Below are 23,903 nucleotides of genomic sequence, written 5' to 3' on the forward strand. Positions count from 1 at the left end.
GTTATCTAACAGATTCCTTGTACTCGTTCGCCTCCCGAAATAGGATGAAAAAGAAGTGATGCTTTTACCTATTTCATACTAAAGGAGACGTGATTTGATGAAAAAGCCCGTCAACGTTTTTGCAAAAAAAGCATCCCTTACCGCTTTAGCCACTGCTTTTGGAGCATCCATCGCTTTTAGTCCACTATCCTCCGTGTCTGCAGAGGAAAGCTTCGCGTTTGAAGAAATTACTGCCAATGAATTAAAGCAGGGTTTTGAATCGGGAGAGTATTCCTCCAAAGAAGTTGTTCAATCCTACTTAGACCGCATTGCCACCTATGAAGAAACGTACAATGCCTTTACCTTTATGAATCCTGATGCCCTGGAAGAAGCAGAAGAAATAGACAAAATGCGTGAAAACGGAGAGCCTTTGGGGGAGCTCGCCGGCGTACCGATCGTTATTAAAGAAGCCGTCGACGTTGAAGGCTTCCCTACCACATTCGGCTGGGCCCCGCTGAGCGAGGAAGCCGGAGGCATTGAGCTTGCCCCCACATCTGATGCCCCGGTTGTGGAAGATTTAAAAGAAGCCGGTGCCATTATCATTGGAAAAACCAACATACCGGCGTTCAGCGCTTCGGGTACCAATGCCTCTACAAGCTGGGCCGACGATACGTTTAACGTTGTCGATCCACGTCTGGCACCCGGCGGAAGCAGCAGCGGCACCGCCGCTTCGGTTTCCGGCAATTTTGCCATGATGGGAATCGCTGAAGAAACCGGCGGATCCATTCAAAACCCTGCCGCAGCCCAGGCGTTAGCCAGCGTCAAGCCTACTTTCGGCCTTGTACCGACAACAGGCGTAACGCCCCTTGCCGGCGGAACACGTGATGTTCTCGGTCCTCATGCCCGTACCGTAGAGGATGCCGCTCTCATGCTTGACGTTATCGCAGGGGAGGATGAAGGAGATCCAAAAACGGAAGCTGCAGCCGGCAATGTACCAGAAGATGGTTATACTGCGTCATTAGATGATGAAACTCTGGAAGGTAAAAGAATCGGCCTGTACGGCGCCGAGTGGCGGGAAGATGGAGAGCTCAGCGCAGAAACGCAGGAGCTGTACGACCGCTCTGTCGCAGAATTGGAAGCCCAGGGAGCTGAAGTGATCAGTGATCCTTTTGAAGGCAGCGGACTTGCGGATTTCACTGAGGAAACAGGAAACGTAGGCTATGATGCTTTTGTTTACGACCTAAACAACTACTTGCAGGACCTGGATCCTGGAAATGAATCATTAAACGTAAATGATGTATTTGAAGAAGCCGGAGAAGTGCCCTGGACAGAAGAAGGACCGCTTCGTTTTCTAGTGGAACGCGGTGTGGACTTTGAAGGAACGCTCGAAGATCCGGAAACGATGCCGGATCAGAGTGAATTCGAGGAAGCGAAAGCAGAGTATCTCCAGATCATCAATAACGTGATGGAAGAACAGGATCTCGACGGCTTTGTATACCCGCAGATGGCAGAAGAAATTCCACCTCTGGCCGATCAGGAAGCAAATATTGAAGCCACCACGGTGCCGGAAATTAATATCAGCGGCCTTCCGCTTGTTACCGTACCGGCCGGCTATTACGAAAGCGGTTCTCCATTTTCCCTTGCCTTTTTTGGAGAAGAGTGGAGTGAAGCAGATCTTATCGGCATGGCGTACGACTACGAGCAGGCCACCGATTACCGGGAAACACCAGAGCTCGACGTACAAGAAGGCGGCGCCCTTCCGGAAACTGCCTCCCACTATGCCGCATGGATGATGAGCGGTTTTGCTGCAGCAGGACTTGGCGGCCTCCTGTGGATGAGAAACAGACGCCGGCATACAAACGCCTAATAACAAACCCCTTGAACCAGCCAGCCTGGTTCAAGGGGTTTATTTATGAAGTTAATTCATTGGACTGCTGTTTTTGACCGAGAAGCTCGTTCAACGCTCTAGCCTGATTAATCACTTCTTTATCTTTTTCAATATCCCCCGGATTGACTGCTTCCCCAATCAGATATCCATTAAAGACCATGCCTGCCGCCCGGCAGATATAGTTAAACTGCTGGATGATCGGGAGCGCTTTTTTACGAGGATCGTCTTTTCCTGTAATAATTAAATATACCTGCTTTCCACGCATCGCTTTCATAAAATGTCTGGAAGGCTCTTCTTCATCAACCTGCGGCCATCTGTCGACAAATGTTTTCATTAATCCCGACATGCCGTAACAGTACATAGGCATAGCAAGTATAAGCACATCGCTCCCTGTTATCTGGTCAATAATCTGGATATATTCATCTTTTTCTCCCGACTGCTGTATCTGATCTCTATTTTCATGTGATAATCTCTTAAATAAATTTCCGTTACGTCTGGCTTTCCTTCAATCACATGGCGCGTGAGCATTTCTATGTTTTCAAGCGGCACTGCACTTCCATAAACCACACTGATTTTCAATACCTTTTCCTCCTTTTTTTACCCCTGCTGTCTATTGCTGCATTAGGACGACAGCACTTCCATTTTTTCCTCTATCTCTATTTGTCTTTTCTCTATTTTACCATTTATTCGGATAAAAAACTAAATCTTCTCTCTTTTTATAGGTATTTAATCTCTTTTAGTTTACTTTTTTTAGTTCTTTAGTCTTTGTTTTACTTTTGAATATATTTTGTACAACAAAAAAGCCTGCAGGGCGGCATACACCATCCTGCAGGACCTTTTTTATTCTTTATCATGCTTAAACTTTACGGATTCCCCATTCTCATATTCCACGTCTATATCAAAATCCTGCACGTCTTCTTCGTTCAGTTCGAGCTCATCCAGCACTTCCTGCTTCATTTCATCGATAGAATAGTCCATCGTAATAGAAATATTATCAAGCAGTGCCTCTGCTTCTGATACTGCTTCCTCTCCTTCTATCTCTCTTCCATCACCCTGCTCTATTTCAGCTTCAGGCTCATCGGCTTCGTAGTCGTATTCCCAGCTGCCGCCGTTTGTCAGCTCAATGTCCATATCCAGCTGTCGTGCAGTACCGGTGTCTCCTCCACCTGCAGTTTCATGATCAAATTCGATTGTTTCTCCACCGTCATATTCGATTTCCAGATCCATGTCCTCCAACTCATCTTCGGACACATCCAGCGCCTCCAGTACTTCCTGCTTCATGTCGAGCAGCGGACGATCCGTTGTAATATTGATCTCTCCGAGCAGTCCTTTGATTTCAGCTTCCGCATCAGCTCCCAAAATGGCTTCTTCGCCGTCCCGGTCCACTTCCATGCCTTGGCTGTTATCGCGCTCGTATTCATATTCCCACTCTTCATCGTTTAAGAACTCCAGGTGCAGATCAAACTCATGTACATTCGATGCCTGTCCCTGCGTTTCAGCCGCAGAGTCCACCTGTTCTGCCGATTCTTCCTGCTCCATGGTTGAACCTTCCTCATCTGCCTGGCTGTCCGCTTCTGTTGATTCCTCCTGTACGGACTGTTCTCCGCTGCCCGAGGACTCCTCTTCCATATCTACCACGTCATCCCCGCAGGCCGCCAATAGAAATACAGCCGACAATCCTACTATTGCTTTTTTCATGTAAAATACCCCCTTTGTTGTATAAGGATATTGTATCTTTATTGGATTAACCTGCTATGAGATGAAGATTAGAATTTAATGAGAAAGGCCTTTACATAATAAAAGTACATATCTTTCCTAAATAGAATACAATAATATTATGAGACAACTGATAAAGGAGAAATGAGGATGGACTGGTTTTCCTGGAGCGTCAATATTCTTTTATTCGTTAACCTCGTATTAGCCATTTTTCTTATTTTTAATGAGCGCCGGGATGCCGGTTCTACATGGGCATGGCTGCTTATCCTGTTTTTTCTGCCTATTATCGGCTTCCTGTTGTATCTATTTTTAGGACGGCAGATGAAACAAGAAAACTTCTACCGTCTGACCCGGGAAGAACAGGCCTATCATTCCGGACATATTCACACCCAGCTTACGCAGCTTGATTCTCCCGACGATAAGGCAAAGCTGAAGATTCACACGAGCTCAAAATACGATTCACTCGCTGCGATGAACCTTCGCGGAAGCAAAGCCCTGATCAGCTTTCATAACCGAATTTCCCTGCTTCATGACGGCAATCAGAAATTCAACAAGATGATGGAGGACATGCAGAAGGCCCGGACTGAGATTAATATTCAATATTTTATTATTAAGCGGGATCCGCTGGGTCGGAAGCTTCTCGATATTTTAACGGAAAAAGCCAGGGAAGGCGTGAGAGTCCGGATTCTTTACGACGGCATCGGCTCGATGCACCTGAAGTCCTCTGATTTTGAAGAGCTCGCCTCCTATAAAGGAGAAGTCCGTGTTTTCTTCCCGTCCCTGTTTAAGTATATTAATCTGCGGATTAACAACCGCAATCACCGCAAGCTCTGCGTTATCGATGGAAAAATCGGCTACATCGGCGGCTTTAATGTGGGAACGGAGTATCTCGGGGAAGCCGAGAAATTCGGCTACTGGCGCGACACCCACCTTCGTCTGGAAGGAGACGCCGTTTATCAGATTCAGGAGCGCTTTATTATGGACTGGCATTACGCCGGTTCGGAACGGCCGGATCCGGAGGAGTGGTGTTTGAATTTGCTCCGCATGCAATTGAAGACACGGCGGCAGTACAAATTGTTGCAAGCGGACCAAACTCCCGCACGGAGCATTTAAAAAATGCGATGATTCATATGATTTTAAGAGCCGAACACCGGATCTATATCCAGACCCCCTACTTCATTCCGGATCAAAGCTTCATCGATGCCTGCAAAATGGCGCTTCTCTCCGGCGTGGAGCTGCATATTATGATTCCCGGTAAAAAGGACCACCCCTTTGTGATGTGGGCCTCGTGGTCGTTTTTGGGGGAACTGCTTGATTACGGGGCGCAGGCGTATTTATATGACGGCGGATTTCTGCATGCAAAAACCCTTGTGATTGACGGCGAAGCTTCCACCGTAGGAACGACTAATCTCGATGCCAGAAGCTTCCGCCTGAACTTTGAAGTGAATGCTGTTGTGTACCACAACAAGCTAGCGCTCGAGCTGGAGTCCTTGTTTGAAACAGACGCCGCCCAGTGCCGCATGCTCACAAAAGACCTATACAACAGACGCGCCTGGCATATAAAAGCAAGAGAAGGATTTGCCAGGCTGCTGAGTCCTATTTTATAAAAAACGGCCTTTCCGCGTAAAAGCAGATAGGCTGTTTTTTTAGTTACGGCTTCGATTAGCATGCAGAAAGGAAGAATACATCAAATAAATAGAATTAATCGCGCTCAGCATAGTAATTTCTTCTAATATTGGAGACTTATAATGCTCCAGCGTTTTCTCACTGACTGGTATGACGTGTTTTGCATGCCTGCCAAGAGTACTCGTATAACTGCTTGTGATAGCAATAATTGGTACATTTCGTTTTTTTAGTTCTTTTACGAGCCTGACAATAAAACGGGTTTCTCCTGAAAAAGAAATGACAATAGCCGCATCTCTGCTTGTTACATTTTCTGCTTCTGTCAGTTGATTTTCATGGTTACTGTAGGCCAGCGCTGTTTTTCCAAGACGTATAAATTTAAACTGCGCGTTTCTTGCAAGCAAATGAGAAAAAGTAACACCGAAAAAAGAGATCTTCTGCGATGCATGAATAATTTTCACCACCTCAAGCACGTCTTTTGACTGAAACATGTGGCGTGTCTCTTCAAGCGCCTGCTGCAATTCATCATAATAGTTAGCAATCTGATCCATACTTACCTGTGATTCTATATTCTCAAATGCCACTTCCGTATGGTTAAACTCAATAAAAGTCCGCGCATATTCTTTCAATTCTTTATACGATATATTTTCAAACCGGTGGCAGAACCTGGTAATTGTAGCAGGCGACGTATGGCAGGCTTCAGCCAATTCATAGATCGACATGTCCGGAATATACTGCACATTCCGTAGAATATATTCTGCAATAATCACTTCTGACTTCGTATGATCTGTCGAAGATTCAATAAAGTTTAACAATTTAGCTAAAAAATTATACATTTTCTCTCATCCTTTTATGTCTTTAACTTGTCGTTCCTTTATGAAAAAGTTTTATAAAATGAAACTTTTTCAAATTATACTCTTTTATGCTCTACGATGACACTATATTCGATAAAGCGATTACAAGAAATGACAGGGAGATGAGCAGGATGAAGAAATATACAGTATTGATTGTAGGAGGCGGGAGCACCTGGACTCCCGGTTTGCTTAAAGGTATTTGCGCCCGGCAGGAAACATTTCCGATTGAAAAATTAATTATGTACGATGTAAATGAAGAAAGACAGCAGGTTATAGGCGATTTTGCCAAAACATTGTTCCGCGAAGACTATCCGGAAATCGATTTTCATTATACTACTTCTAAAGATGAAGCCTTTACCGAATCTATTGATTTTGTATTTGTACAAATGCGTACGGGCGGCTACACGATGCGGGAGCAGGACGAAAAAATCCCTTTGGAAATGGGGCTGATCGGTCAGGAAACATGCGGTCCCGGCGGTTTTGCATACGGCATGCGTTCCATTAAAGATATGATAGAGCTTGTTCAAAACGTTCGAAAGCACAATAAAGAAGCATGGATTTTAAATTATACCAACCCGGCAGCTATTGTTGCCGTTGCCCTGCAGAATGCATTTCCGGAAGATAAGCGTATTCTAAACATATGCGATCAGCCTGAAAATCTGCTGCGCTCCTATGGCCGGCTGCTTAATATGAATGAACGCGATTTTGATCCCGTGTATTTCGGTTTGAATCACTTCGGCTGGTTCACAAATTTATATGATCCTGAAGGAAAAGACCTTCTTCCCCTTCTCCGTGAGACCATCCTCGATGGAGGATTCCGGCCGGCTGATCATGAACAGCGCGATCAGTCATGGCTTGATACGTATGCCATGGTGGAACAGATGGTGCGTGATTTTCCAGATTATCTGCCAAACACATACCTTCAATATTATTTGTATCCAGATAAAGTGCTCCAAAAACTCAATCCTTCTTTTACCAGAACTAATGAAGTACAAAATGGACGCGAGAAAAGAGTATTTGATGATTGTCGCAGGGTTTCAGAAACGGGAACAGCAAAGGATTCCAATGTTATTGTTAATGATGCTCATGGTGAGTTTATTTTGATTGTAGCTGAATCCATCGCGCATAATAAAGGAAATAATTTTATTGTTATTTTGAAAAACAACGGTATTGTCAGTAATCTGCCGGATGATGCCATGGTAGAAGTTTCCGCTTCCTTGTATGCAAATGGTCCCCGCCCATATGCAGTGGGTGATATTCCTGTTTTTTATAAAGGATTGATTGAAGGACAGTATGCTTATGAAAGATTAACTGCAGAAGCTTTTATGGAAGGATCGTACGCTAAAGCACTTCAAGCTTTAACGCTTAATCGCACGATTGTTTCGGCTTCAAAAGCAAGAGAAGTTCTGGATGCGCTTATTGAAGCTAACCAGGGTTTTTGGCCGGAACTACGTTAAATATTATGTGAGGGAGTATTTTTTATTCTACTCCCTGCTTTTTCTTCTTTTAATGAATACGTTTTCTTAAAATCCAGTAAGAAAAGAGAGGTAAAAATGAAAAATATTTTTAACTTTGATTTTTTCCAGCGTATTGGTAAAACGTTTATGGTTATTATTTCCCTGCTTCCAGCAGCCGGCCTTCTGCTTGGAATAGGCACGACTATTCAATCTCCTTATTTAACAGAGTACTTACCATTTTTTGACTCTTCTTTTTGGCAGACGACTGCTGAACTAATGATAGGCGCCGGAAATGCTATTTTTGGAAATCTGGGTGTGCTGTTTGCCGTCGGCATTGCCGGAAGCTGGACAGGTGGTAAAGCTGCTGCTTCTCTTTCGGCATTAGTCGGCTACATGATTATGCATACTGTTATCGGTATTGTACTGGGCATATCTACTGATAATATATCAGAGCCCGGCTACGTTCTTGAACTCGGGGTCCCTACGCTTCAGGTAGGAGTATTCGGGGGATTGTAATGGGTTTTCTAGCCGCTTCCCTTTATAACAAATACCATGACTTTAAAATGCCGGAGGTACTTTCTTTTTTCGGAGGCGCTCGCTTTGTGCCTATTATTACAGCAGCTTATTCGATAGGACTAGCATTGATTCTTTCTCTTGTCTGGCCTCTTATTCAAGACGCCATTTATTCATTAGGCGCTTCTTTATCAGGAGAAAATACACCTCCTTTTTATATGTTTATCTATGGCGTTGTAGAACGTGGATTAATACCATTTGGCCTTCACCATATTTTTTATATTCCTATTCGCTTCTCTGAAGTCGGTGGAATGTATACTACCCTTTCCGGCTCCGTAGTATCAGGAGACACCGCTATGTACATGGCACAGCTGGCGGACAGGCAGATGAATGAAGCTGTGGAAATAACAGCCGGACGCTTTATGGCAGGAAAATTTCCTTTCGTTCTTTTCGGCCTTCCTGCTGCGGCACTTGCTATGTACCATATGGCTAAACCTGAAAACAAAAAAGCCGTCGGCGGTCTTTTATTTACTGCCGCAGCTACAGCTTTTCTCACTGGTATTACTGAACCATTAGAATTCACATTTTTATTTGTTGCTCCACTGCTTTATGTATTTCATATTTTGATGGCAGGTCTTTCCTTTATGTCTATGTATATCCTAGACGTAAATGTTGGCTACGCCGGCGGTTCAGGCATTATCGATTTCATTTTATTCGGTGTTCTGCCGGGTGTAGGAGAACCATGGTGGTACGTGCCTTTAATAGGCCTTCCTATTGCTCTAACGTATTATTTTGTCTTCCGCTGGTCTATTCAGAAATGGAATCTGCTGACTCCGGGCCGCGGCGGCGAAGAATCCAATCGAATATACACTAAACAGGATTATCAGTCCAGATCAAAAGAAGCTCATTCCGGTGGAAAGGCGCAGGAAGTACTGGCTGCCCTTGGCGGAGAGCAGAATATTAACAACCTGGATGCCTGCATTACCAGACTTCGTGTTGGCGTCCATAATAAAGGAGTTGTTGATAAAACGAGACTTCAGGCACTTGGAGCTGCAGGCGTACTGGAAGTCGGTTCAGGGGTGCAGGCTATTTTTGGCCCAACATCTGACACATTAAAAAACCAAATCCTTTCAATTATAGAAAAACATGATGATTCAGCTGACTCCCATCAGGAAGAACCTGCAGCGGCTGTTGATTCTGCCCTGCAAAGCAGCACGATTATTTCTCCGTTAACCGGAACTATTGTTGCTTTAGAAGATATACCCGATAATGTGTTTTCACAAAAAATGATGGGGGATGGCATGGCTGTTCAACCAACAGACGGCCAGGTTGTTTCTCCTGTTGACGGAACTATTGTAGAGGTTTTTCCGACGAGTCATGCTATTCTCCTCCGCTCCGACACGCAGGCAGAATTTCTGATTCATATGGGCCTTGATACAGTAGAATTAAACGGTAAAGGCTTTACTCTTCATGTGGCTGCAGGAGAGCATGTTCAGCAAGGGGATCTCTTAGCTGAAATGGATCTTACTTTTATTAAAAATCAGGGGTATGATCCTGTTACTCCTATCATCTTATTAAATGGAGATAAATTTTTCATTGGAGCTTCTAATCCTCCCTCTTTCGTCAAGGCAGGAAACAACGTATTTTTGTCTATTGAACCAGTACAATAACGAAAAAATAAACAGACCCTTTCTAGAAGCTGCGTACTTCTGGAAGGGGTCTTTGCTGCGGTTATGTTCTTTTATCCTATACTCGTTATCGTTTCTTTTACATTCACTTCCGCCATTTCTTCATTATACTTTTTTTCGATCGTTACTCGCTTTCGGTGTTTGGTTATTTTTCTTGAGGGAAACGCCTGTAATAAGCAGACTAATAAAATAGAGGAGATGATACGATGTTTACATTTCTTCCGAGCGAAGATAAACACACGGTGGCTGTGGAAGTAAAAGGAACGATTACCGGAGAAGATGCAAGAAACCTCGATGCGTTCGTAGAAAAGCAGTTTGGCAGTGATCAGCCGTTTAACGGATTCGTTATTTTTAACGATGTTGATAAAACGACTCTTAAAGGACTTATCGAAGGCAATATGTTTGATGCCAAACGCTGGGGACAGTTTCAGAAATTTGCAGTGCTAAGCGATAAAAAGTGGATGGAGACTGCTGTAAATGCCGGTAATATCCTTCCCGGCATTACCGTGAAGCATTTTGATAAAGCTGACATGAGGGCTGCCTGGGCGTGGATCAAAGAGCAAGGCGAATAACAATAACACAGCGGAGGTCCCGCTGTGTTGTTTCTTGCTTTTTACAACGACAGATACGTCCGGCTCTGCTTTTTAAAAAAGTTGTCCCGCTCCATTGAAAACTGCAGATGCTCCAGATCTTCGCGGCTGACCGCTATCAGTACTTCGTCGAATTCGTAATGTTTCGCATGGGGAATAATGGCTTTGTTCGATACAATCATCGGGTAGGAGCCGTCTTTTCTCAGGCGGTACCCTTTCATCATGACAGAATCCATTTTTGCCTTCCTCCTTTTTATACAGCATATACGAACATTTGTTCTATTTCAAGAAAAAATTTATTTATTTTATATTCAGACTGTACACAGAAAAAAATAAGCTGTCTTCAAAGTTTCTGAAAACAGCTTATTGCAAATCACATTATTCTCATGGCACCAGTACTGTTCTGCCATTTATCTTCCCTTCTTCAAGCATCTGCAGCACTTCATTCGCTTCACTCATTGGATAAGAGGTAGAATGAAGCTTCACTTTCCCTTTCGCATGAAGCTTCATTAATTCATATAGCTGTGTGTAGTTCCCGACCAGGCTTCCAATAATGTTTAACTCATTGTTAATCACATCAAGAGACGGGACATGGAGTGCTCCCCCATAGCCTACTACAAAGTAATGGCCACCTTTTTTCAGCATTTCCATGCTTTCTTTATGGGTATCATCTTCTCCTACGAAGTCGATAATAATATCAGGTCCGATATCCTCTGTTAGATGACGCACTGCTTCTAAATGGTTTCCATCTGCGAGAATTTTTTCGTCGGCTCCATATTCCATTGCCATATTCAGCCGTTCTTCATTTGTATCCAGTGCAATAATATCACCTGCACCAAATTCCTTCATCAGCTGAACCGCTATATGACCCAGGCCGCCCATACCGATCAGCAGGGTTTTCGTTCCCGGCCTGGCAAAAGGAGCAGCTTTTTGAACCGCACGGTAGGCGGTGATTCCTGCATCAGCTAGAGGAGCAACGTCTTTTGGTTCTACCCCGTTTTCCAGTTTAATCAATGCCCGCTCTGATGTTTTTAAATATTCCGCGTATCCGCCGTCTGCGGTTAACCCAGGGAACACCAGATTGTCACAGTGCATATCCTCACCGGACCTGCAGCTCAGGCATTTGCCGCAGCTTGCGACCGGATGGACAATCACCGGGTCGCCCACTTCAAACATCGTAACACTTGACCCCGCTTTGTGCACCCAGCCGGCATTTTCATGACCGATAGTAAAAGGCAGCGGCGTTTCCAGCGCACGGTCCCATATGCCTTCAATTAAGTGCAGATCCGTTCGGCAGACACCGGCTCCTCCTATTTTAATAATCACATCCGTCGGAGCGGTAATTTCGGGATCCTCTATTTCTTCATGTACTAGAGGTTGATTAAACTCTTTTAGTCTCCATGCTTTCATTGGTTTTATCACTCCCGGAATAGTATTATGCTAAGCGCTTTGAATCATATCTCGTCTGGAGAAGCCCCTGGCAGTAGTGACTGTTGAACTCCATCGTCATTCGATCTTTTCGGGTGTGCAGCAGGTAAGAGTCCATTTGCTGCCTGTCTATGACCTTGCCCTCATGAGTAGTCATCACTCGATTCTCAGGGCCAAGCTGAAAATAGTGGCGGATATCCACATAGCGTTCTGCCAGTTCCCGTGTCTGCTTATCGTCTTCGGCTAATGCGTTTAACACGTCGTGATCCATAGACAGAATCGACTCTTTGGTCCAGCCGTTTTTCAGCAGATAGCGGATCAATCGGTCCTGTCTGGCATAAAAAGCTTTGCGCTTGAATATATCACGCACTTCCTGAAGCCCGCTCCCATCTGACATATCCGGGAACATTTCATCAAAAGAAAGGCCTGTTGTAGCACCAAGGCTTACTTTGTCTGCCTCCGAATGGTCAACCAGTTCTACCTTCACGTTTTTCACCCAGGAAAGTGTTTTTATTTCCTTGATAATATCTTCTGCCATAATATAAGCGAAATTCGGAGAACACCAGTAGGTCGGCAGCCTAAAATCAACTTTCACTATCTGCTCTTTTACATCAACATTTTCCACAAAACCGAGTGATGCAAGTGATTGATCCAGTTCCGGGTCATATACATTATCCAGACACGTATATACTTCATTGATTTTAAGCAATCGGCTCACCTCTTGAAGCAGTCGGGCTTTTTTGAATAATTTCTTTTTGTTTTGAAATATCGATATCATACAGCCGTGCTGCATTTTCCCCGAGTATTTTTCTTTTCACATTCAGATCCAGCACCGCCCCTGTTTCATCCACGATATCCTGCGGCAGTTCAAAATCCATAAATTTTTCAATCAGCCAGCCCGGCTCCCAGATAGCATAATCGCTTCCAAATAGAATCCGGTTCTCATCGGTCCAGAACAACAGCTCGCTGATAATTTGGGCAAAATATCTCGGTCTCGCAAAAACAAACGGCATCGCTACAGCCAATCCCCCGTATACATTTTTCTCCTGAGTTGCGATCCAGCAGTAGTCTTCCAATCTTGGCAGTCCTACGTGCTCGACGATAAAATTCAAGTTTGGAAACGTGCTGGCGGCTTCGTCAATATCTGCTACATCAAAGGCGTCTCGGTTAAGCGGTGTTACCGTAGGCCCTTTATGGACATGAATATTTTTAATATTCAATTCTTCACACTTTTTTAAATATTTAACTGCCCACGGATCTGACAGTTTATATCCTTTTGAATCTCCCCGCCATTCGGCTGTATATAGCTTTACACCTTTCAGATTATATTTTTTGGCTTCTTCTTCAAGTACTTCCAGCCCTTTCTCTTTATCCCGAGGGTCAAAACTGCCGTTGCCAATAAAGCGTCCCGGATATTGTTGGGCCAGCTTATCATTCTTTTCGAGGCTGCCAAACGGTTCCTTGTAAAAATCGGTTAACGGGACCGGCTGAAAAATAGCCATATCCGCATAGCCCCGGTTGAATACGTCATTAACGAGTGTTTTATCACTGTATTTCAAAAAGTCCTCCCGGTTCCAATGATATTCTGGAGGCGTCAGATTGCGATGGTAGTCATAGAAACAGTCGATAAACTCTCTGCCGTGCTCGTTTCGCTGATTCTGGTCGCTGGCATCCCACAATGCAATATGCGCATCAATAACAAATATTTCTTCTCCTTTTTTGGTACGATACATAATAATCCCTCCATAAATTTAGGATGTGACGGGGGCCTGCTTTACCTGTTTCATAAACTCTCTCATGATCGCCGGCAGATCGGGCCAGGCGTGTCCTGATATGAGATTCTTGTCTACATAATCCATTTCATTTATATACTCTGCTCCCATACTTTCCACTTCCGGTTTGCATGCATGATAAGCGGTCATCTTTCTGCCTTTGACAACGTCGGCAATCGGCGTCAGCAAAAGGCTTCCATGACACATGATTGCAATGGGTTTATCCGTTTCAAAAAAATGTGTGACAATTTTCAGAAGCGGCTCATGCATCCGAATATGCTCCGGCGCCCGGCCTCCCGGTATAATTAACGCATCATATTTCTCCACCTTCACGTCTTCAAAAGCCAAATGAGACTCAATTCCGTAGCCACGTTTTTCCGTATACGTATCCCAGTCTTCAAAATCATGAATAACGGTATTTAATTTCTTTTGTTTCGGTGCCGCAATCTCTGCTTCTATTCCTTCTTCCAAACAACGATAATAGGGATAAAATACTTCCAAGGCTTCGACAGCATCTCCAGTGACAATGAGTACTTTCTTCGACATTACAATCCCTCCCATTATTTTTGATAACGCTTACAAAAATATTGGAAGCGTTATTATTCTTTTTATAATGCAAGACCCGTGCCAAAATAAAATAACCTTATGTCGGGATATTTTTCTTATTTTCGAGTCATTTCTTTCTCATTTTTTTACATCAACATCTCATTATAAGACATTTTAGTTAGAATATTTTTTATGCCACCTGTATATCGTGGCTCTACTTTTCCCTAAAATGTCTGCTGTTTTACTCAGATTGCCATCTGCCTGATGAAATGCTTTCCAAAATGCTTCTCTTTGATAATCATCTACACTTTCTATTTTTTCATTATCCTCCAGGTCTTCTCCTATAATATCCAACAGTTCTATTTTTGAAATATTGTTTTCTACGCTCATAATCAGACTGCGTTTTATAATATTTTCCAACTCACGGATATTCCCCGGCCAGGAATGATTATTTAGAAATTCCATAGCCTCCCGGCTGAATGTTTTTTCTTCTTCAATGCCTTTCGAATGTTTATGCATAAACCACTGCACGAGTTCCGGAATATCTTCTTTTCTGTCCCGAAGCGGTGGTATTTCCACTCTTAATAAATTCAGCCTGTAGTACAAGTCCTCCCGAAATTCCCCGGACGCTATTGCCTGCTTGAGCGGCTTATTAGTAGCAGAAATCACCCGGATGTCAACGGGATCCGAGCGGTTTCCACCAAGGCGGGTCACACGCTGTTCCTGCAGCACCCTTAGGAGAATCACCTGCATATCCAGAGTCATTTCCCCAATTTCATCTAAAAAGATCGTACCGCCGTTGGCAATTTCAAATTTCCCCGGCTTTCCTTCTTTGCTTCCCCCTGTGAATGTTCCCGATTCATAGCCGAACAGTTCACTTTCCAGTAGAGTACGCGGCAGTGCGGCACAGTTAATCACAATAAAGGGGCCGCCCTGACGATCACTCATATTATGGATGCTTTGAGCAACAATTTCTTTTCCCGTTCCTGTTTCCCCTATAATTAAGGTAGTAGCGTCGGAAGCAGCAATTTTTTTCACTTTTTCTTTCGTTATTTCGATTCCCCTGCTCGTGCCGCGAAGTTCATTCATGGAAATATAAGCTTCCGGCGGCTGAAGAGTTTTGGCCAGCTGCCTGATATGTCGGACCTCCCGAAATGTGACAACCAGCGGGGAATTGTCGTTGGCGATGTTCGTTGGCTTTACCTGTACAATACAGGAACGATTTGTTGATTTAGCTGTCATCACTTCATTTTTCAAAGAAATGGACTGCGCTGCCGCTTCACGTAGTTTGGGATGCTCCAGCAGTTCAAAGACGGACCGGCCCAATATCTTGTCCTTAGACTGAAGAATAGTACGAGCAGCTTCATTGGCTTCTACCACTCTCTTAGCCTGATCGATTAATAACACCCCATCTTCCACTACATTCAAAAGAGCATTTAACGTTTGATTGGTTTTGCTTATTTCCAGCGTTGTATGATTGAGTTCTATCTGCCTTTCAATAGCTTTAGCCGCTGCCAGCACCATTCCAAGGGTGTGCCCATGTACTTCCTGTACAGGCCCTGACACATTTAAAATACCAATGATCAGCCCTTCGCTGGTTGTAATTGGCGAAGCAGAGCAGGTCATATTATGAAGCAGCTTCCAGTAATGTTCTTCTCCTACGACCTGATGGGGCTCAGCAGTATGGACAACAAGGCTTATCGCACTTGTGCCAATTATTTCTTCTCGCCATATACGTCCCTGCCGAAGTTGGTACGTTTCCGTAAACCATTTCGTACTTGTATCATTGAGCACTTCTAAAATCACTCCATTTTCACTAGTCAGAATCGTAAGAAAGCCGGTCCCTCCTACGATTTCATGCAGATCATTGACGACAGGAGAAGCAACATCCAACAGCTCTCTATGCGATTGTCTCAATTCTTCGAAATGTAATGAGTTCACCTGCTGACTTGCATGGCCGTTTGACTTTTCGATGCCATATTGTTCGCAACGCTTCCAGGATTCTGCAATTTCTGAACGCATAAATAACAGTCCTCCTTTTTTCATATTCTATTAAATAAAGGAAAAAATATCCACCCATCCTGCAAAAGACAACACCGATAAGCGGACTCCCGGTCTCCATGGCTGTTATTCTAGATGAACAAGGAGGTGAAAGGGATGAATCAGCTGAATGATTTAAACAAGGCGCTTACGTATATAGAAGAAAATCTGGACGGCGAGATCGATTATGCCGATGCTGCCAGAGAGGCGCTTTGTTCTGAATTTCATTTTAAACGCATGTTTTCTTTTCTGGCAGGTGTTTCTATCTCAGAGTATGTCCGGCGGCGCCGGTTAACGCTGGCTGCGTTTGAGCTGAATCAGAATGAGATCCGCATCGTGGATGCCGCTGTAAAGTACGGATACCACTCTCCCGATGCGTTTACCAGAGCGTTCCAGCAGCTGCACGGTATTGCACCGTCCGAAGCCAGACAGAACAGCCAGCAGCTGAAGGCCTATCCGCCGATGACCTTTCAGCTTTCTATTAAAGGAGGAGAATCAATGAACTATCGAATGGAAGAAAAACAAGGATTTTATATTGCAGGAATCCATAAACGGGTTTCTATTGTGTTTGAAGGAGAAAATCCGGAAATCACCGAAATGTGGAAATCCCTTACGAAAGAAAAAATCCAGGAACTCCAGGCTATGAGCAGCACCGATCCAAAAGGACTTATTCAGGCTTCAACGAACTTCTCGGAAGGCCGCATGCGGGAGGAAGGCGGACTGGACCATTATATCGGGGCCGCCGTCTCAGAAAAGCCGGACGGCTCTTACGATACGCTTTCCGTTCCTCCCCTGACCTGGGCCGTGTTTGAAGTGAGCGGACCCTTTCCGAAGACCTTGCAGGAAACGTGGGGCCGTATTTATTCGGAATGGTTCCCATCCTCTGTGTACGAGCAGGCTGAAGGTCCGGAAATACTCTGGAATGAAAATGAAAACTTTGATTCCGACACGTTTAAAAGTGAAATCTGGATTCCGTTAGAAAAAACCGGTAACGAATACAAAAAGACAAGCCCCGCGCTTGTCTTTTTTTCGTTATATATAATTTGTTAATGTCCGCCCGCTTCTGTCCGCAGCGCCTGCAGCATCACCTGTTTTAAGTAGGGCGTCATTTCCCTTAGCTGCTCCACTGTATACACCCCGATGAAATACTGGATCACCATGCCATCTACAAAAGCGACCAGAAACGAAGCGCCGTGCTGGTTATGCAGCGCAGGATACGCCTGTTCTGTGTCCAGTTCCTGCAGCTTTGCCCGGAGATGATCAACCATCTCATTAAAGGCACCAATAAAGGTGGTGGAATACACTTCCCCCGTGCTGTAGCGGCTTAAGACGGTTTTGATATCCTGGATATTCTCATCGTTATACGTCCACGAATCATACAGAAAATGCTCCACAAACTCTTCCACGCTCCTGCTTTCGTTCTCTTTGACTGCTTTTATATAATCGTCTTCCAGCTTTTTCAGAATCTCGTCCATTCCCTCATGGGATATGCGGTCTTTCATAGAGACATCCTCCTTTTACCTTTGCTATTCCCTGTTTGTGCATGAGGCATCCTTGTTCTTTTCCGTCTTCGTAAAAGCAGATATACTGTCAGGTTTCCTATCATATTGTTTGCTTTTTTGACTAATAAATCTTTCTAAATCAGTATTTACTGCGTTTTATCTTCTTATTACCGAACATTACCTCTTGCACCTCCTCTGGGATTTCGCTATAATCAATTACTAGGAAGCGAATACTTATAGGTGATGATGGATATTATAGAAAATCAGACGGAAACAAAAAAGCTGCTGGCCCATCTCTACAATGACATTTCCATTGATTTGTTTGGTGTTGGAACAACGCTGTTAAAGGTCTCTTTTCTGGAATCAGAATCGCTTATCACGATGCAGGCCCGACATAAGAAAGCTCCACGATCCAATGCGCTGGAAGAAGCTGCTCCTGAATTAAAGCAGCAGGTGGATTTCCGCCTTTCGCAGCTGTACAAGCAGCGAATGAAACAACGATTGGAGGAGGACTTTCACTGGGAGATTGAATCCTTGTTTCGTGATTATGACGGCCCCACCCAGACAGCCTTCACCAACATTAAGCTGCGTTAATCTGCGGCAGGACAGCTGATTTTGGACAAGTTCTAAAATAGGCATCCAACGCTGCGGATCTTAGGAATCAAACGTATTACCCTTACAACTGCATACAGAAATAATGAGTTTCTCTTTACTTTGTTTACAAAATAAAGGTGGCTTTATAGATATTTCCTCTATAATGCCGCCTTTTTTTTTTTTTCTTTTTTTATCCATCATCACCGGTGGGCTTCAACTACACTATCTGGAGGTTTTTTTAATGAAAATGTCTATGAAATGTCTTGTTCCTTTGTCCCTGCTGATGCTTCCTCTCGCTGCCTGCGGTTCATCCGATGACGCTGCCGGCGGAGAAGAGCCGACGGAACTGGTAATATCCACGTGGGGATTTGCTGAAGATTTCTTTCGTGAAGAAGTGTATGCCCCGTTCGAAGAAGAACATAATGTAGAAATTGTACTCGAAACAGGAAACAACTCAGAACGCTTGAATAAAATCCGCCAGGGCAATTCCAGCGTCGACTTGATTTATCTGTCTGATTATTATGCGCAGCAGGGTATCAATGATGAACTTTTTGCTGAAATCAACCGGGACAACATCCCGAATATAGAAGATATTTATGAAATGGCCCAGGCACCGACCGGCGAGAATTACGGACCTGCCTACACTGTGAGCCAGCTGGGTATTGCCTACAATCCGGAAGAAACAGATGTGGATATCACGTCCTGGGCAGACCTCTGGAATCCTGAACTCGAGAGCAGCATCGGCCTGCCGAGCATTACAGCTACCGCCGGTCCAATGGTACTCGACGCCGCTTCGGTCGTCAGCGGCAGCGAATCGTTTGATGAAGATGCGGCTTTTGCCCAGATGAAAGAGCTGAACCCGAACGTCGCCAATGAATACAGCCAGACCTCCGCCTACGTGAACATGTTTACACAGGGAGAAATTGCTGCCGGTCCCATTATGGAGATGTACGTAGCCGACTTGAAAGAAGCCGTGCCATCCACCGAATTTGTTACACCTGAAGAAGGCGCCTACGCTATCGTCAATACAGTGAATGTTATCGAAGGAAGCGAGAATCAGGAGCTTGCCGAAGAATTTATTAACTGGCAGCTGAGCGCGGAAGTTCAGGAAACAGCGGCTGCAGCAAAGGTTGATTCTCCGGTTAATACCACTCTTGATCTGACCGACGAGGAAGCAGAAGGCATCACGTACGGAGCAGATACGGTTGAGAACCTTATTCTGTTGGATACCGAAATGATCAATGAACGCTCAGAAGAATGGATCGACCGCTGGAACCGTGAACTAACCCAGCAGTAATTCACTTATTGATACAAAGGAGGCACCATGATGTCCGCAAAAAAAGTCTGGCTGGATGTCGACACAGGGGTTGATGATGCCCTTGGGCTGCTTCTCGCCTGTGGCTCCCCTGCATTTGATATTAAAGCAGTATCGGTCACACACGGAAATGTATCACTCGATCAGGCCGCAGCCAATACGCTGCAGGTGCTTGAGACCGTGGAGCGTCCGGACATTCCGGTATACAAAGGCGCTGCCCGTCCGCTCGTAAGAGCTCCGCTCTATGAGCATGCGGTTCACGGAAAAGACGGCATAAGCGGCATGTCAGAAGAACGATACCTGGCCCAAAAGCCGGACGCAGGCTATGCACCCGAGCGCCTGATTGAGATGCTGCACGCTTACCCGCACGAACTAACGCTTATTTTTACCGGTCCTTTAACCAACCTTGCCCTGGCTCTGCAGCGGGATCCCGCTACAGCCGCTCTCATCCATGAGGTCATATTCATGGGCGGCGTGGTGCATGGTCCGGGAAATATTACCCCGGCTGCAGAATTCAACACGTATGTGGACCCGGAGGCTGTGAAAGTAGTCCTGCACAGCGGTATTTCCCGGTTAACCCAGGTCGGGCTCGATGTAACTAAGCAGGCCCTGCTTAACGAAGACAGGCTGCAGTCGCTCAAACAGAGCCGCCCCTTCTGGGGAAATTGGATCGAGCGGATAACAACACAGTATCGGGAACGTTATTTTACCGTAAACGGTGTACGGGCCTGTGCGCTGCATGATCCGCTCGCGGTTGCGGCGGCTATTACTCCGGAACTACTGCAGACCGTTCCTTATTATACGGATATTGAATGCCGCAGCAGCATCTCAGACGGAAGCCTCGTTGTGGATGAAAAAAACCGCCTGCGGAAAAGTCCTAACGCTTATATCGCCCTGGGCGTCGATCTGCCGCTGTTTTTCAGCCTGTTTGAAAGAGCTGTCGCCCGTCTGCCTGAGCGGAAGGAGAATCCATCATGAAGCAGTATGGTAAATACCTTTTTCTTCTTCCCGGTCTTCTTGTCCTTACGTTATTTATGATCATACCGATTGCCGGAACGATTCTTTCCACCTTTTTTGATGCCGGATCCTTTACGCTTGCCGGCTACATGCAGTACCTGCAGGATCCTTACTTTTTAAATATTCTATGGGTGACGCTTCGGACGAGCCTGCTGACTACACTGATCTGCATTATTCTGGCGTTTCCTGCGGCCTACTACATATCCAAATGCCGCCCGCGCATGAAAATGATGCTGCTCCTGCTGTCGATATTTCCACTGCTGACAAGCCCGGTCGTCCGGTCTTTCAGCTGGATGGTTATTCTCGGGAAAGGCGGCATTATCGATAATACAATGGCTCTGTTTGGAAGCGACACGTCGATATCGATTCTTTATACCCCGACAGCTATTCTTATCGGACTGGTTCACCTGTTTCTGCCATTAAGTATTATTACGCTCGTCGGCGTGATGGAAAATATCGGTGATGACGTCGTGGAGGCAGCTAAAAGCCTTGGCGCTTCGGCCTCTACTACCTTTTGGCACATCCTGCTTCCGCTGAGTGTGCCCGGCCTGATGACCGGAAGTATTCTCGTATTCGTAGGAAGCTTCACGGCTTATACAACACCGGCTCTGCTCGGAGGCCGGGAGAGCGTCATTTCGACCTTTTTATATCAGAATGCAGTGACATTAAATGACTGGCAGCTGGCTTCGGTTGTGGCCACCATTATGATTGTGCTTTCCTTTGTCGTGATTGGCATCATGAACTGGCTGGCCGGCAAAGTCGCTGTACGGGGAGGGAATATTCGTGGCTAATCGATGGCTCGGCTTTGTTACATTACTCGTATTTACCTTTCTACTCGGTCCGCTCGTGATTATGCTTGTCTCTTCGTTCGGTGAGGCCGGTGTGCTTCAGTTTCCTCCTGAAAACTGGGCGCTTAAATGGTATGCCAATATTTTTCAGGGCAGCATGTTTATAACGGCTTTTCAGACATCAATTCTTGTTTCTTTTGCCGGCAATATGCTGGCACTCCTTGTCGGACTGCCGGCAGCCTATGCTATGAGCCGGTTTCAATTTAAAGGAAAAGCATTTCTGCAGACACTCTTTATTTCTCCGGTACTGATTCCAGGTATCGTACTCGGCTTTGCGCTTCTGCGCTACATTATCGTAACCTTTCAGATTCCTGTTTATACGGCGCTTTTTATCGGCCATACGATCATCATGCTTCCTTTTATCGTACGGGTCATCTCCTCCAACCTCGACAACTTCGACTTCTCGATTGAAGAAGCAGCGGTCAGTCTTGGTGCGAGCCGCGTCGGCGCATTCTTCCGCATCGTTCTGCCGAATATTAAATCCGGCATTATCGCAGGGGTACTGATTGCTTTTCTCGAGTCCTTTAATAATGTAGATATTTCTGTCTTTATGACAGGACCCGGCGTAAGCACACTCCCTATTCAAATGCTTACCTATGTGGAGAACTATTTCGATCCGACGATTGCAGCGCTGTCTGTTCTCTTAATGGCATTAACGGCTGTGCTGATGTTTGTCATTGAGCGTCTTGTCGGTATATCCTATTTCACTAAAAAATAATGGAGGCTTCCTTACTATGTCACATGTTTCCCTGCAAAACGTAGCCGTGGCCTATCAAAAAACAAATATACTGGAGAACTTCAACCTTGATATTCCGGAAGGAGAACTCGTTTCCCTTCTCGGCCCGAGCGGCTGCGGTAAAACGACCACACTCCGTCTTGAGCTGGATTTCTGCAGTCCCATCAGGGAAGTATCCAGGTTGGCGGGAAAGATTACACTACCGTTCCGGTAAACAAGCGCAACTTTGGCTTTGTATTTCAGAACTATGCCCTCTTTCCCCATATGTCTATCTTCGATAATATTGCATTCGGCCTGCGCCAGCGGAAAGTGTCCAAAAAAGACACTCACACAAAGGTGATGGAAATGCTTGAGCTTGTCGGCCTGCAGCACTTTGAAAACCGCTTTCCCAAAGAACTTTCCGGCGGCCAGAAGCAGCGCGTAGCGATTGCACGGGCGCTCGTCATCAATCCGGATCTGCTTTTGTTTGACGAACCGCTCAGCAACCTCGATGCAAACCTGCGGGTCAGTATGCGCTCGGAAATCCGCCGCATCCAGCAGGAATCGGGAATTGCTGCCATTTATGTATCCCATGATCAGGAAGAATGCTTTTCCATTTCCGACCGGGTCGCGATTATGAACAAAGGCGTGATTGAACAGCTTGATCACCCTGCGGCAATTTATCACCGCCCACGTACTTCTTTTGTGGCTTCGTTTATCGGTTTTAAAAATTTTCTCCGCTTTGACCGGCGCAGTGAAAATGGACAGACTCCGATTTTTTACAAAGGGGACAATACTTTTGCCGTCTCCCATGAAAAAGACATGGGCAGCATGACCGGGGTCATCCGGCCGGACGATATCCGCATTAAACCAGCCGGTCCTCATGTTATAGAAAATCAGCTGAGCGGGAAGATCAAGACTGCTATTTTTCTTGGCCGGAGCTATCAGTATGAGGTAGAAACCGCGCATGGAAGCTTCACAGCCAACCAGGAAATGACCGTTCCCTTTCAGAGCGGAGATTCAGTGATACTGGATATGCCGCCCCATAAATGGGTGCTCGTGGAAGAATCGGAGGTTCCGTCTTATGCAGGTTGATACGCTTATTCTCGGGGCCCGCGTTTTCAACAGCTATATCAAGCGCTTTGAGGTGAAGAACGCGGCGCTGCTCGATGGCCGTTTTTTCTACATCGGCGATCGGGGCCCAGCCGAATTCCAGGCAGACTCAGTGGTTCATGCAGAAGGCAAATGGATGATCCCAGGCCTGATCGATATTCATCTGCATATTGAAAGCTCAATGGTCTCCCCTGCTGTTTTTTCCGAAGCTTTATTGGAGCGCGGAATAACTACCATTGTTCCCGAGCCGCATGAAATGGCCAATGTGTTCGGCCTGGAAGGGGTGCAGCAGATGATCAACGTCAGCCGGGACTGCGCAGTGGATATGTTTTATGCCATCCCAAGCTCCGTTCCGGCAACCGACTGGGAAACGACAGGAGGCTCTATCACGATCGAGGACGTAGAAACCTTAATTCAGTCGGAGTCTGTGGCCTGCATGGGAGAAATTATGAATTACAACGATATCGTCCAGCAGAAAAACGGACGGACGCTGGAGCTGCTCGATTACCTGCGCCGCCATCACCCTGCGATGATTATCGAAGGGCACGTCCCCCGGCTGATGGATCTGGATCTGCAGCGGATGCTGTATGCCGGCGTGAACTCCGACCATACCCACCAGACAGCGGAAGGGCTGGAAGAGCGTATTAAAGCGGGTATGTTTGTAGAGATTCAGGAAAAATCAATGTCGGCACCGGTGATGGACTA

Annotated in this window: 24 protein-coding genes and 2 pseudogenes; 15 read left to right on the forward strand and 11 right to left on the reverse strand. The window is 45.5% G+C overall.

The annotated features are described in order from the left end of the window. The first annotated feature begins 97 nt into the window (after nt 1–97). Entirely contained in the window at nt 98–1,846 is a 1,749-nt protein-coding gene (locus tag MMY81_RS25425) for an amidase (RefSeq protein WP_252315019.1), read from the forward strand. Nucleotides 1,847–1,889: 43 nt separating this feature from the next. Here the strand turns inward: MMY81_RS25425 and MMY81_RS25430 are convergent, their stop codons facing one another. The 3 genes from MMY81_RS25430 to MMY81_RS25440 all read right to left on the reverse strand — a co-directional run bounded on the left by MMY81_RS25430 (nt 1,890) and on the right by MMY81_RS25440 (nt 3,565). Further along, on the reverse strand, nt 1,890–2,249 hold the full coding sequence (locus MMY81_RS25430) for a flavodoxin family protein (RefSeq protein WP_252315020.1): 360 nt from the start codon (nt 2,247–2,249) through the stop codon (nt 1,890–1,892). An 11-nt stretch (nt 2,250–2,260) separates the two neighbouring features. Next, entirely contained in the window at nt 2,261–2,446 is a 186-nt protein-coding gene (locus tag MMY81_RS25435; protein WP_252315021.1) for a hypothetical protein, read from the reverse strand. A 261-nt stretch (nt 2,447–2,707) separates the two neighbouring features. After that, on the reverse strand, nt 2,708–3,565 hold the full coding sequence (locus tag MMY81_RS25440; protein WP_252315022.1) for a YusW family protein: 858 nt from the start codon (nt 3,563–3,565) through the stop codon (nt 2,708–2,710). A 168-nt stretch (nt 3,566–3,733) separates the two neighbouring features. Here MMY81_RS25440 and MMY81_RS25445 point away from each other — a divergent pair, with 168 nt between their 5' ends. Then, entirely contained in the window at nt 3,734–4,696 is a 963-nt protein-coding gene (locus MMY81_RS25445; RefSeq protein WP_308215476.1) for a phospholipase D-like domain-containing protein, read from the forward strand. Next, complete coding sequence (locus MMY81_RS34535) at nt 4,609–5,190, forward strand: phospholipase D-like domain-containing protein (protein WP_308215477.1); 582 nt, start codon at nt 4,609–4,611, stop codon at nt 5,188–5,190. The genes MMY81_RS25445 and MMY81_RS34535 overlap by 88 nt, the downstream gene beginning before the upstream one ends. A 39-nt stretch (nt 5,191–5,229) precedes the next feature. Here the strand turns inward: MMY81_RS34535 and MMY81_RS25450 are convergent, their stop codons facing one another. Then, nucleotides 5,230–6,042, reverse strand: a complete 813-nt coding sequence (locus tag MMY81_RS25450) for a MurR/RpiR family transcriptional regulator (RefSeq protein ID WP_252315023.1) — start codon at nt 6,040–6,042, stop codon at nt 5,230–5,232. Between the two features lie 149 nt (nt 6,043–6,191). Between MMY81_RS25450 and MMY81_RS25455 the strand changes: the two genes are divergently transcribed. The 4 genes and pseudogenes from MMY81_RS25455 to MMY81_RS25470 all read left to right on the forward strand — a co-directional run bounded on the left by MMY81_RS25455 (nt 6,192) and on the right by MMY81_RS25470 (nt 10,290). Beyond that, a complete protein-coding gene (locus MMY81_RS25455) occupies nt 6,192–7,517 on the forward strand; it encodes a 6-phospho-alpha-glucosidase (RefSeq protein WP_252315024.1) in 1,326 nt (441 codons plus the stop codon). 147 nt (nt 7,518–7,664) lie between these two features. Beyond that, a pseudogene (locus MMY81_RS25460) lies at nt 7,665–8,605 on the forward strand (PTS transporter subunit EIIC); the annotation flags it as partial. A 75-nt stretch (nt 8,606–8,680) separates the two neighbouring features. After that, the gene (locus tag MMY81_RS25465; RefSeq protein WP_252315034.1) at nt 8,681–9,700 is read left to right on the forward strand and encodes a glucose PTS transporter subunit IIA; all 1,020 of its coding nucleotides are present in this window, start codon (nt 8,681–8,683) and stop codon (nt 9,698–9,700) included. Between the two features lie 224 nt (nt 9,701–9,924). Further along, a complete protein-coding gene (locus tag MMY81_RS25470) occupies nt 9,925–10,290 on the forward strand; it encodes a SpoIIAA family protein (RefSeq protein WP_252315025.1) in 366 nt (121 codons plus the stop codon). 41 nt (nt 10,291–10,331) lie between these two features. Here the strand turns inward: MMY81_RS25470 and MMY81_RS25475 are convergent, their stop codons facing one another. The 6 genes from MMY81_RS25475 to MMY81_RS25500 form a co-directional block, all read right to left on the reverse strand. Continuing rightward, nucleotides 10,332–10,544, reverse strand: coding sequence for a hypothetical protein (locus tag MMY81_RS25475; protein WP_120193854.1), 213 nt, complete (start codon nt 10,542–10,544; stop codon nt 10,332–10,334). 148 nt (nt 10,545–10,692) lie between these two features. Further along, nucleotides 10,693–11,718 carry an NAD(P)-dependent alcohol dehydrogenase gene (locus MMY81_RS25480; RefSeq protein WP_252315026.1) on the reverse strand — a complete coding sequence of 342 codons (1,026 nt, stop codon included), beginning with the start codon at nt 11,716–11,718 and terminating at the stop codon, nt 10,693–10,695. A gap of 25 nt (nt 11,719–11,743) precedes the next feature. After that, entirely contained in the window at nt 11,744–12,445 is a 702-nt protein-coding gene (locus tag MMY81_RS25485) for an iron-sulfur cluster assembly protein (RefSeq protein WP_252315027.1), read from the reverse strand. Continuing rightward, nucleotides 12,438–13,469 carry an amidohydrolase family protein gene (locus MMY81_RS25490; protein WP_252315028.1) on the reverse strand — a complete coding sequence of 344 codons (1,032 nt, stop codon included), beginning with the start codon at nt 13,467–13,469 and terminating at the stop codon, nt 12,438–12,440. The genes MMY81_RS25485 and MMY81_RS25490 overlap by 8 nt, the downstream gene beginning before the upstream one ends. 18 nt (nt 13,470–13,487) lie before the next feature. Next, on the reverse strand, nt 13,488–14,054 hold the full coding sequence (locus MMY81_RS25495) for a DJ-1/PfpI family protein (protein ID WP_252315029.1): 567 nt from the start codon (nt 14,052–14,054) through the stop codon (nt 13,488–13,490). A gap of 174 nt (nt 14,055–14,228) precedes the next feature. Continuing rightward, on the reverse strand, nt 14,229–16,076 hold the full coding sequence (locus MMY81_RS25500) for a sigma-54-dependent Fis family transcriptional regulator (RefSeq protein ID WP_252315030.1): 1,848 nt from the start codon (nt 16,074–16,076) through the stop codon (nt 14,229–14,231). Between the two features lie 135 nt (nt 16,077–16,211). Between MMY81_RS25500 and MMY81_RS25505 the strand changes: the two genes are divergently transcribed. Continuing rightward, nucleotides 16,212–17,144, forward strand: a complete 933-nt coding sequence (locus tag MMY81_RS25505; protein ID WP_252315031.1) for an AraC family transcriptional regulator — start codon at nt 16,212–16,214, stop codon at nt 17,142–17,144. On the opposite strand, the gene MMY81_RS25510 is transcribed toward MMY81_RS25505, so the two are convergent. Next, nucleotides 17,141–17,596 (reverse strand): hypothetical protein, encoded by a 456-nt coding sequence (locus MMY81_RS25510; protein WP_252315032.1) that lies wholly within the window; start codon nt 17,594–17,596, stop codon nt 17,141–17,143. The genes MMY81_RS25505 and MMY81_RS25510 overlap by 4 nt on opposite strands. A 243-nt stretch (nt 17,597–17,839) precedes the next feature. Between MMY81_RS25510 and MMY81_RS25515 the strand changes: the two genes are divergently transcribed. From MMY81_RS25515 to MMY81_RS25545, 7 genes and pseudogenes are all read left to right on the forward strand, one after another. Then, entirely contained in the window at nt 17,840–18,190 is a 351-nt protein-coding gene (locus MMY81_RS25515) for a DUF2294 domain-containing protein (protein WP_308215319.1), read from the forward strand. A 241-nt stretch (nt 18,191–18,431) separates the two neighbouring features. Then, complete coding sequence (locus MMY81_RS25520) at nt 18,432–19,487, forward strand: ABC transporter substrate-binding protein (RefSeq protein WP_252313275.1); 1,056 nt, start codon at nt 18,432–18,434, stop codon at nt 19,485–19,487. A 27-nt stretch (nt 19,488–19,514) separates the two neighbouring features. Beyond that, nucleotides 19,515–20,483 carry a nucleoside hydrolase gene (locus MMY81_RS25525; RefSeq protein ID WP_252313274.1) on the forward strand — a complete coding sequence of 323 codons (969 nt, stop codon included), beginning with the start codon at nt 19,515–19,517 and terminating at the stop codon, nt 20,481–20,483. Next, nucleotides 20,480–21,313 (forward strand): ABC transporter permease, encoded by an 834-nt coding sequence (locus tag MMY81_RS25530; RefSeq protein WP_252313273.1) that lies wholly within the window; start codon nt 20,480–20,482, stop codon nt 21,311–21,313. Before MMY81_RS25525 ends, MMY81_RS25530 begins: the two co-directional genes overlap by 4 nt. Continuing rightward, a complete protein-coding gene (locus MMY81_RS25535) occupies nt 21,306–22,088 on the forward strand; it encodes an ABC transporter permease (RefSeq protein ID WP_374561831.1) in 783 nt (260 codons plus the stop codon). The genes MMY81_RS25530 and MMY81_RS25535 overlap by 8 nt, the downstream gene beginning before the upstream one ends. Before the next feature lie 16 nt (nt 22,089–22,104). Then, nucleotides 22,105–23,180, forward strand: a pseudogene (locus MMY81_RS25540) (ABC transporter ATP-binding protein). Then, nucleotides 23,170–23,903, forward strand: a 734-nt coding sequence (locus tag MMY81_RS25545; RefSeq protein ID WP_252315033.1) for an amidohydrolase family protein, incomplete at its 3' end; no start/stop codon positions are given. The pseudogene MMY81_RS25540 and the gene MMY81_RS25545, both read left to right, overlap by 11 nt.

This window comes from Sinobaca sp. H24 (assembly GCF_023845525.1).

Coding starts and splice junctions, on each gene's coding strand:
- MMY81_RS25500 (WP_252315030.1), bottom strand. CDS start 16,076: ATGCGTTCAGAAATTGCAGAATCCTGGAAGCGTTGCGAACAATATGGC.
- MMY81_RS25475 (WP_120193854.1), bottom strand. CDS start 10,544: ATGGATTCTGTCATGATGAAAGGGTACCGCCTGAGAAAAGACGGCTCC.
- MMY81_RS25450 (WP_252315023.1), bottom strand. CDS start 6,042: ATGTATAATTTTTTAGCTAAATTGTTAAACTTTATTGAATCTTCGACA.
- MMY81_RS25455 (WP_252315024.1), top strand. CDS start 6,192: ATGAAGAAATATACAGTATTGATTGTAGGAGGCGGGAGCACCTGGACT.
- MMY81_RS25440 (WP_252315022.1), bottom strand. CDS start 3,565: ATGAAAAAAGCAATAGTAGGATTGTCGGCTGTATTTCTATTGGCGGCC.
- MMY81_RS25530 (WP_252313273.1), top strand. CDS start 20,480: ATGAAGCAGTATGGTAAATACCTTTTTCTTCTTCCCGGTCTTCTTGTC.
- MMY81_RS25520 (WP_252313275.1), top strand. CDS start 18,432: ATGAAAATGTCTATGAAATGTCTTGTTCCTTTGTCCCTGCTGATGCTT.
- MMY81_RS25465 (WP_252315034.1), top strand. CDS start 8,681: ATGTATATCCTAGACGTAAATGTTGGCTACGCCGGCGGTTCAGGCATT.
- MMY81_RS25510 (WP_252315032.1), bottom strand. CDS start 17,596: ATGAAAGACCGCATATCCCATGAGGGAATGGACGAGATTCTGAAAAAG.
- MMY81_RS25495 (WP_252315029.1), bottom strand. CDS start 14,054: ATGTCGAAGAAAGTACTCATTGTCACTGGAGATGCTGTCGAAGCCTTG.
- MMY81_RS25470 (WP_252315025.1), top strand. CDS start 9,925: ATGTTTACATTTCTTCCGAGCGAAGATAAACACACGGTGGCTGTGGAA.
- MMY81_RS25525 (WP_252313274.1), top strand. CDS start 19,515: ATGATGTCCGCAAAAAAAGTCTGGCTGGATGTCGACACAGGGGTTGAT.
- MMY81_RS25490 (WP_252315028.1), bottom strand. CDS start 13,469: ATGTATCGTACCAAAAAAGGAGAAGAAATATTTGTTATTGATGCGCAT.
- MMY81_RS25425 (WP_252315019.1), top strand. CDS start 98: ATGAAAAAGCCCGTCAACGTTTTTGCAAAAAAAGCATCCCTTACCGCT.
- MMY81_RS25445 (WP_308215476.1), top strand. CDS start 3,734: ATGGACTGGTTTTCCTGGAGCGTCAATATTCTTTTATTCGTTAACCTC.
- MMY81_RS25480 (WP_252315026.1), bottom strand. CDS start 11,718: ATGAAAGCATGGAGACTAAAAGAGTTTAATCAACCTCTAGTACATGAA.
- MMY81_RS25505 (WP_252315031.1), top strand. CDS start 16,212: ATGAATCAGCTGAATGATTTAAACAAGGCGCTTACGTATATAGAAGAA.
- MMY81_RS25515 (WP_308215319.1), top strand. CDS start 17,840: ATGATGGATATTATAGAAAATCAGACGGAAACAAAAAAGCTGCTGGCC.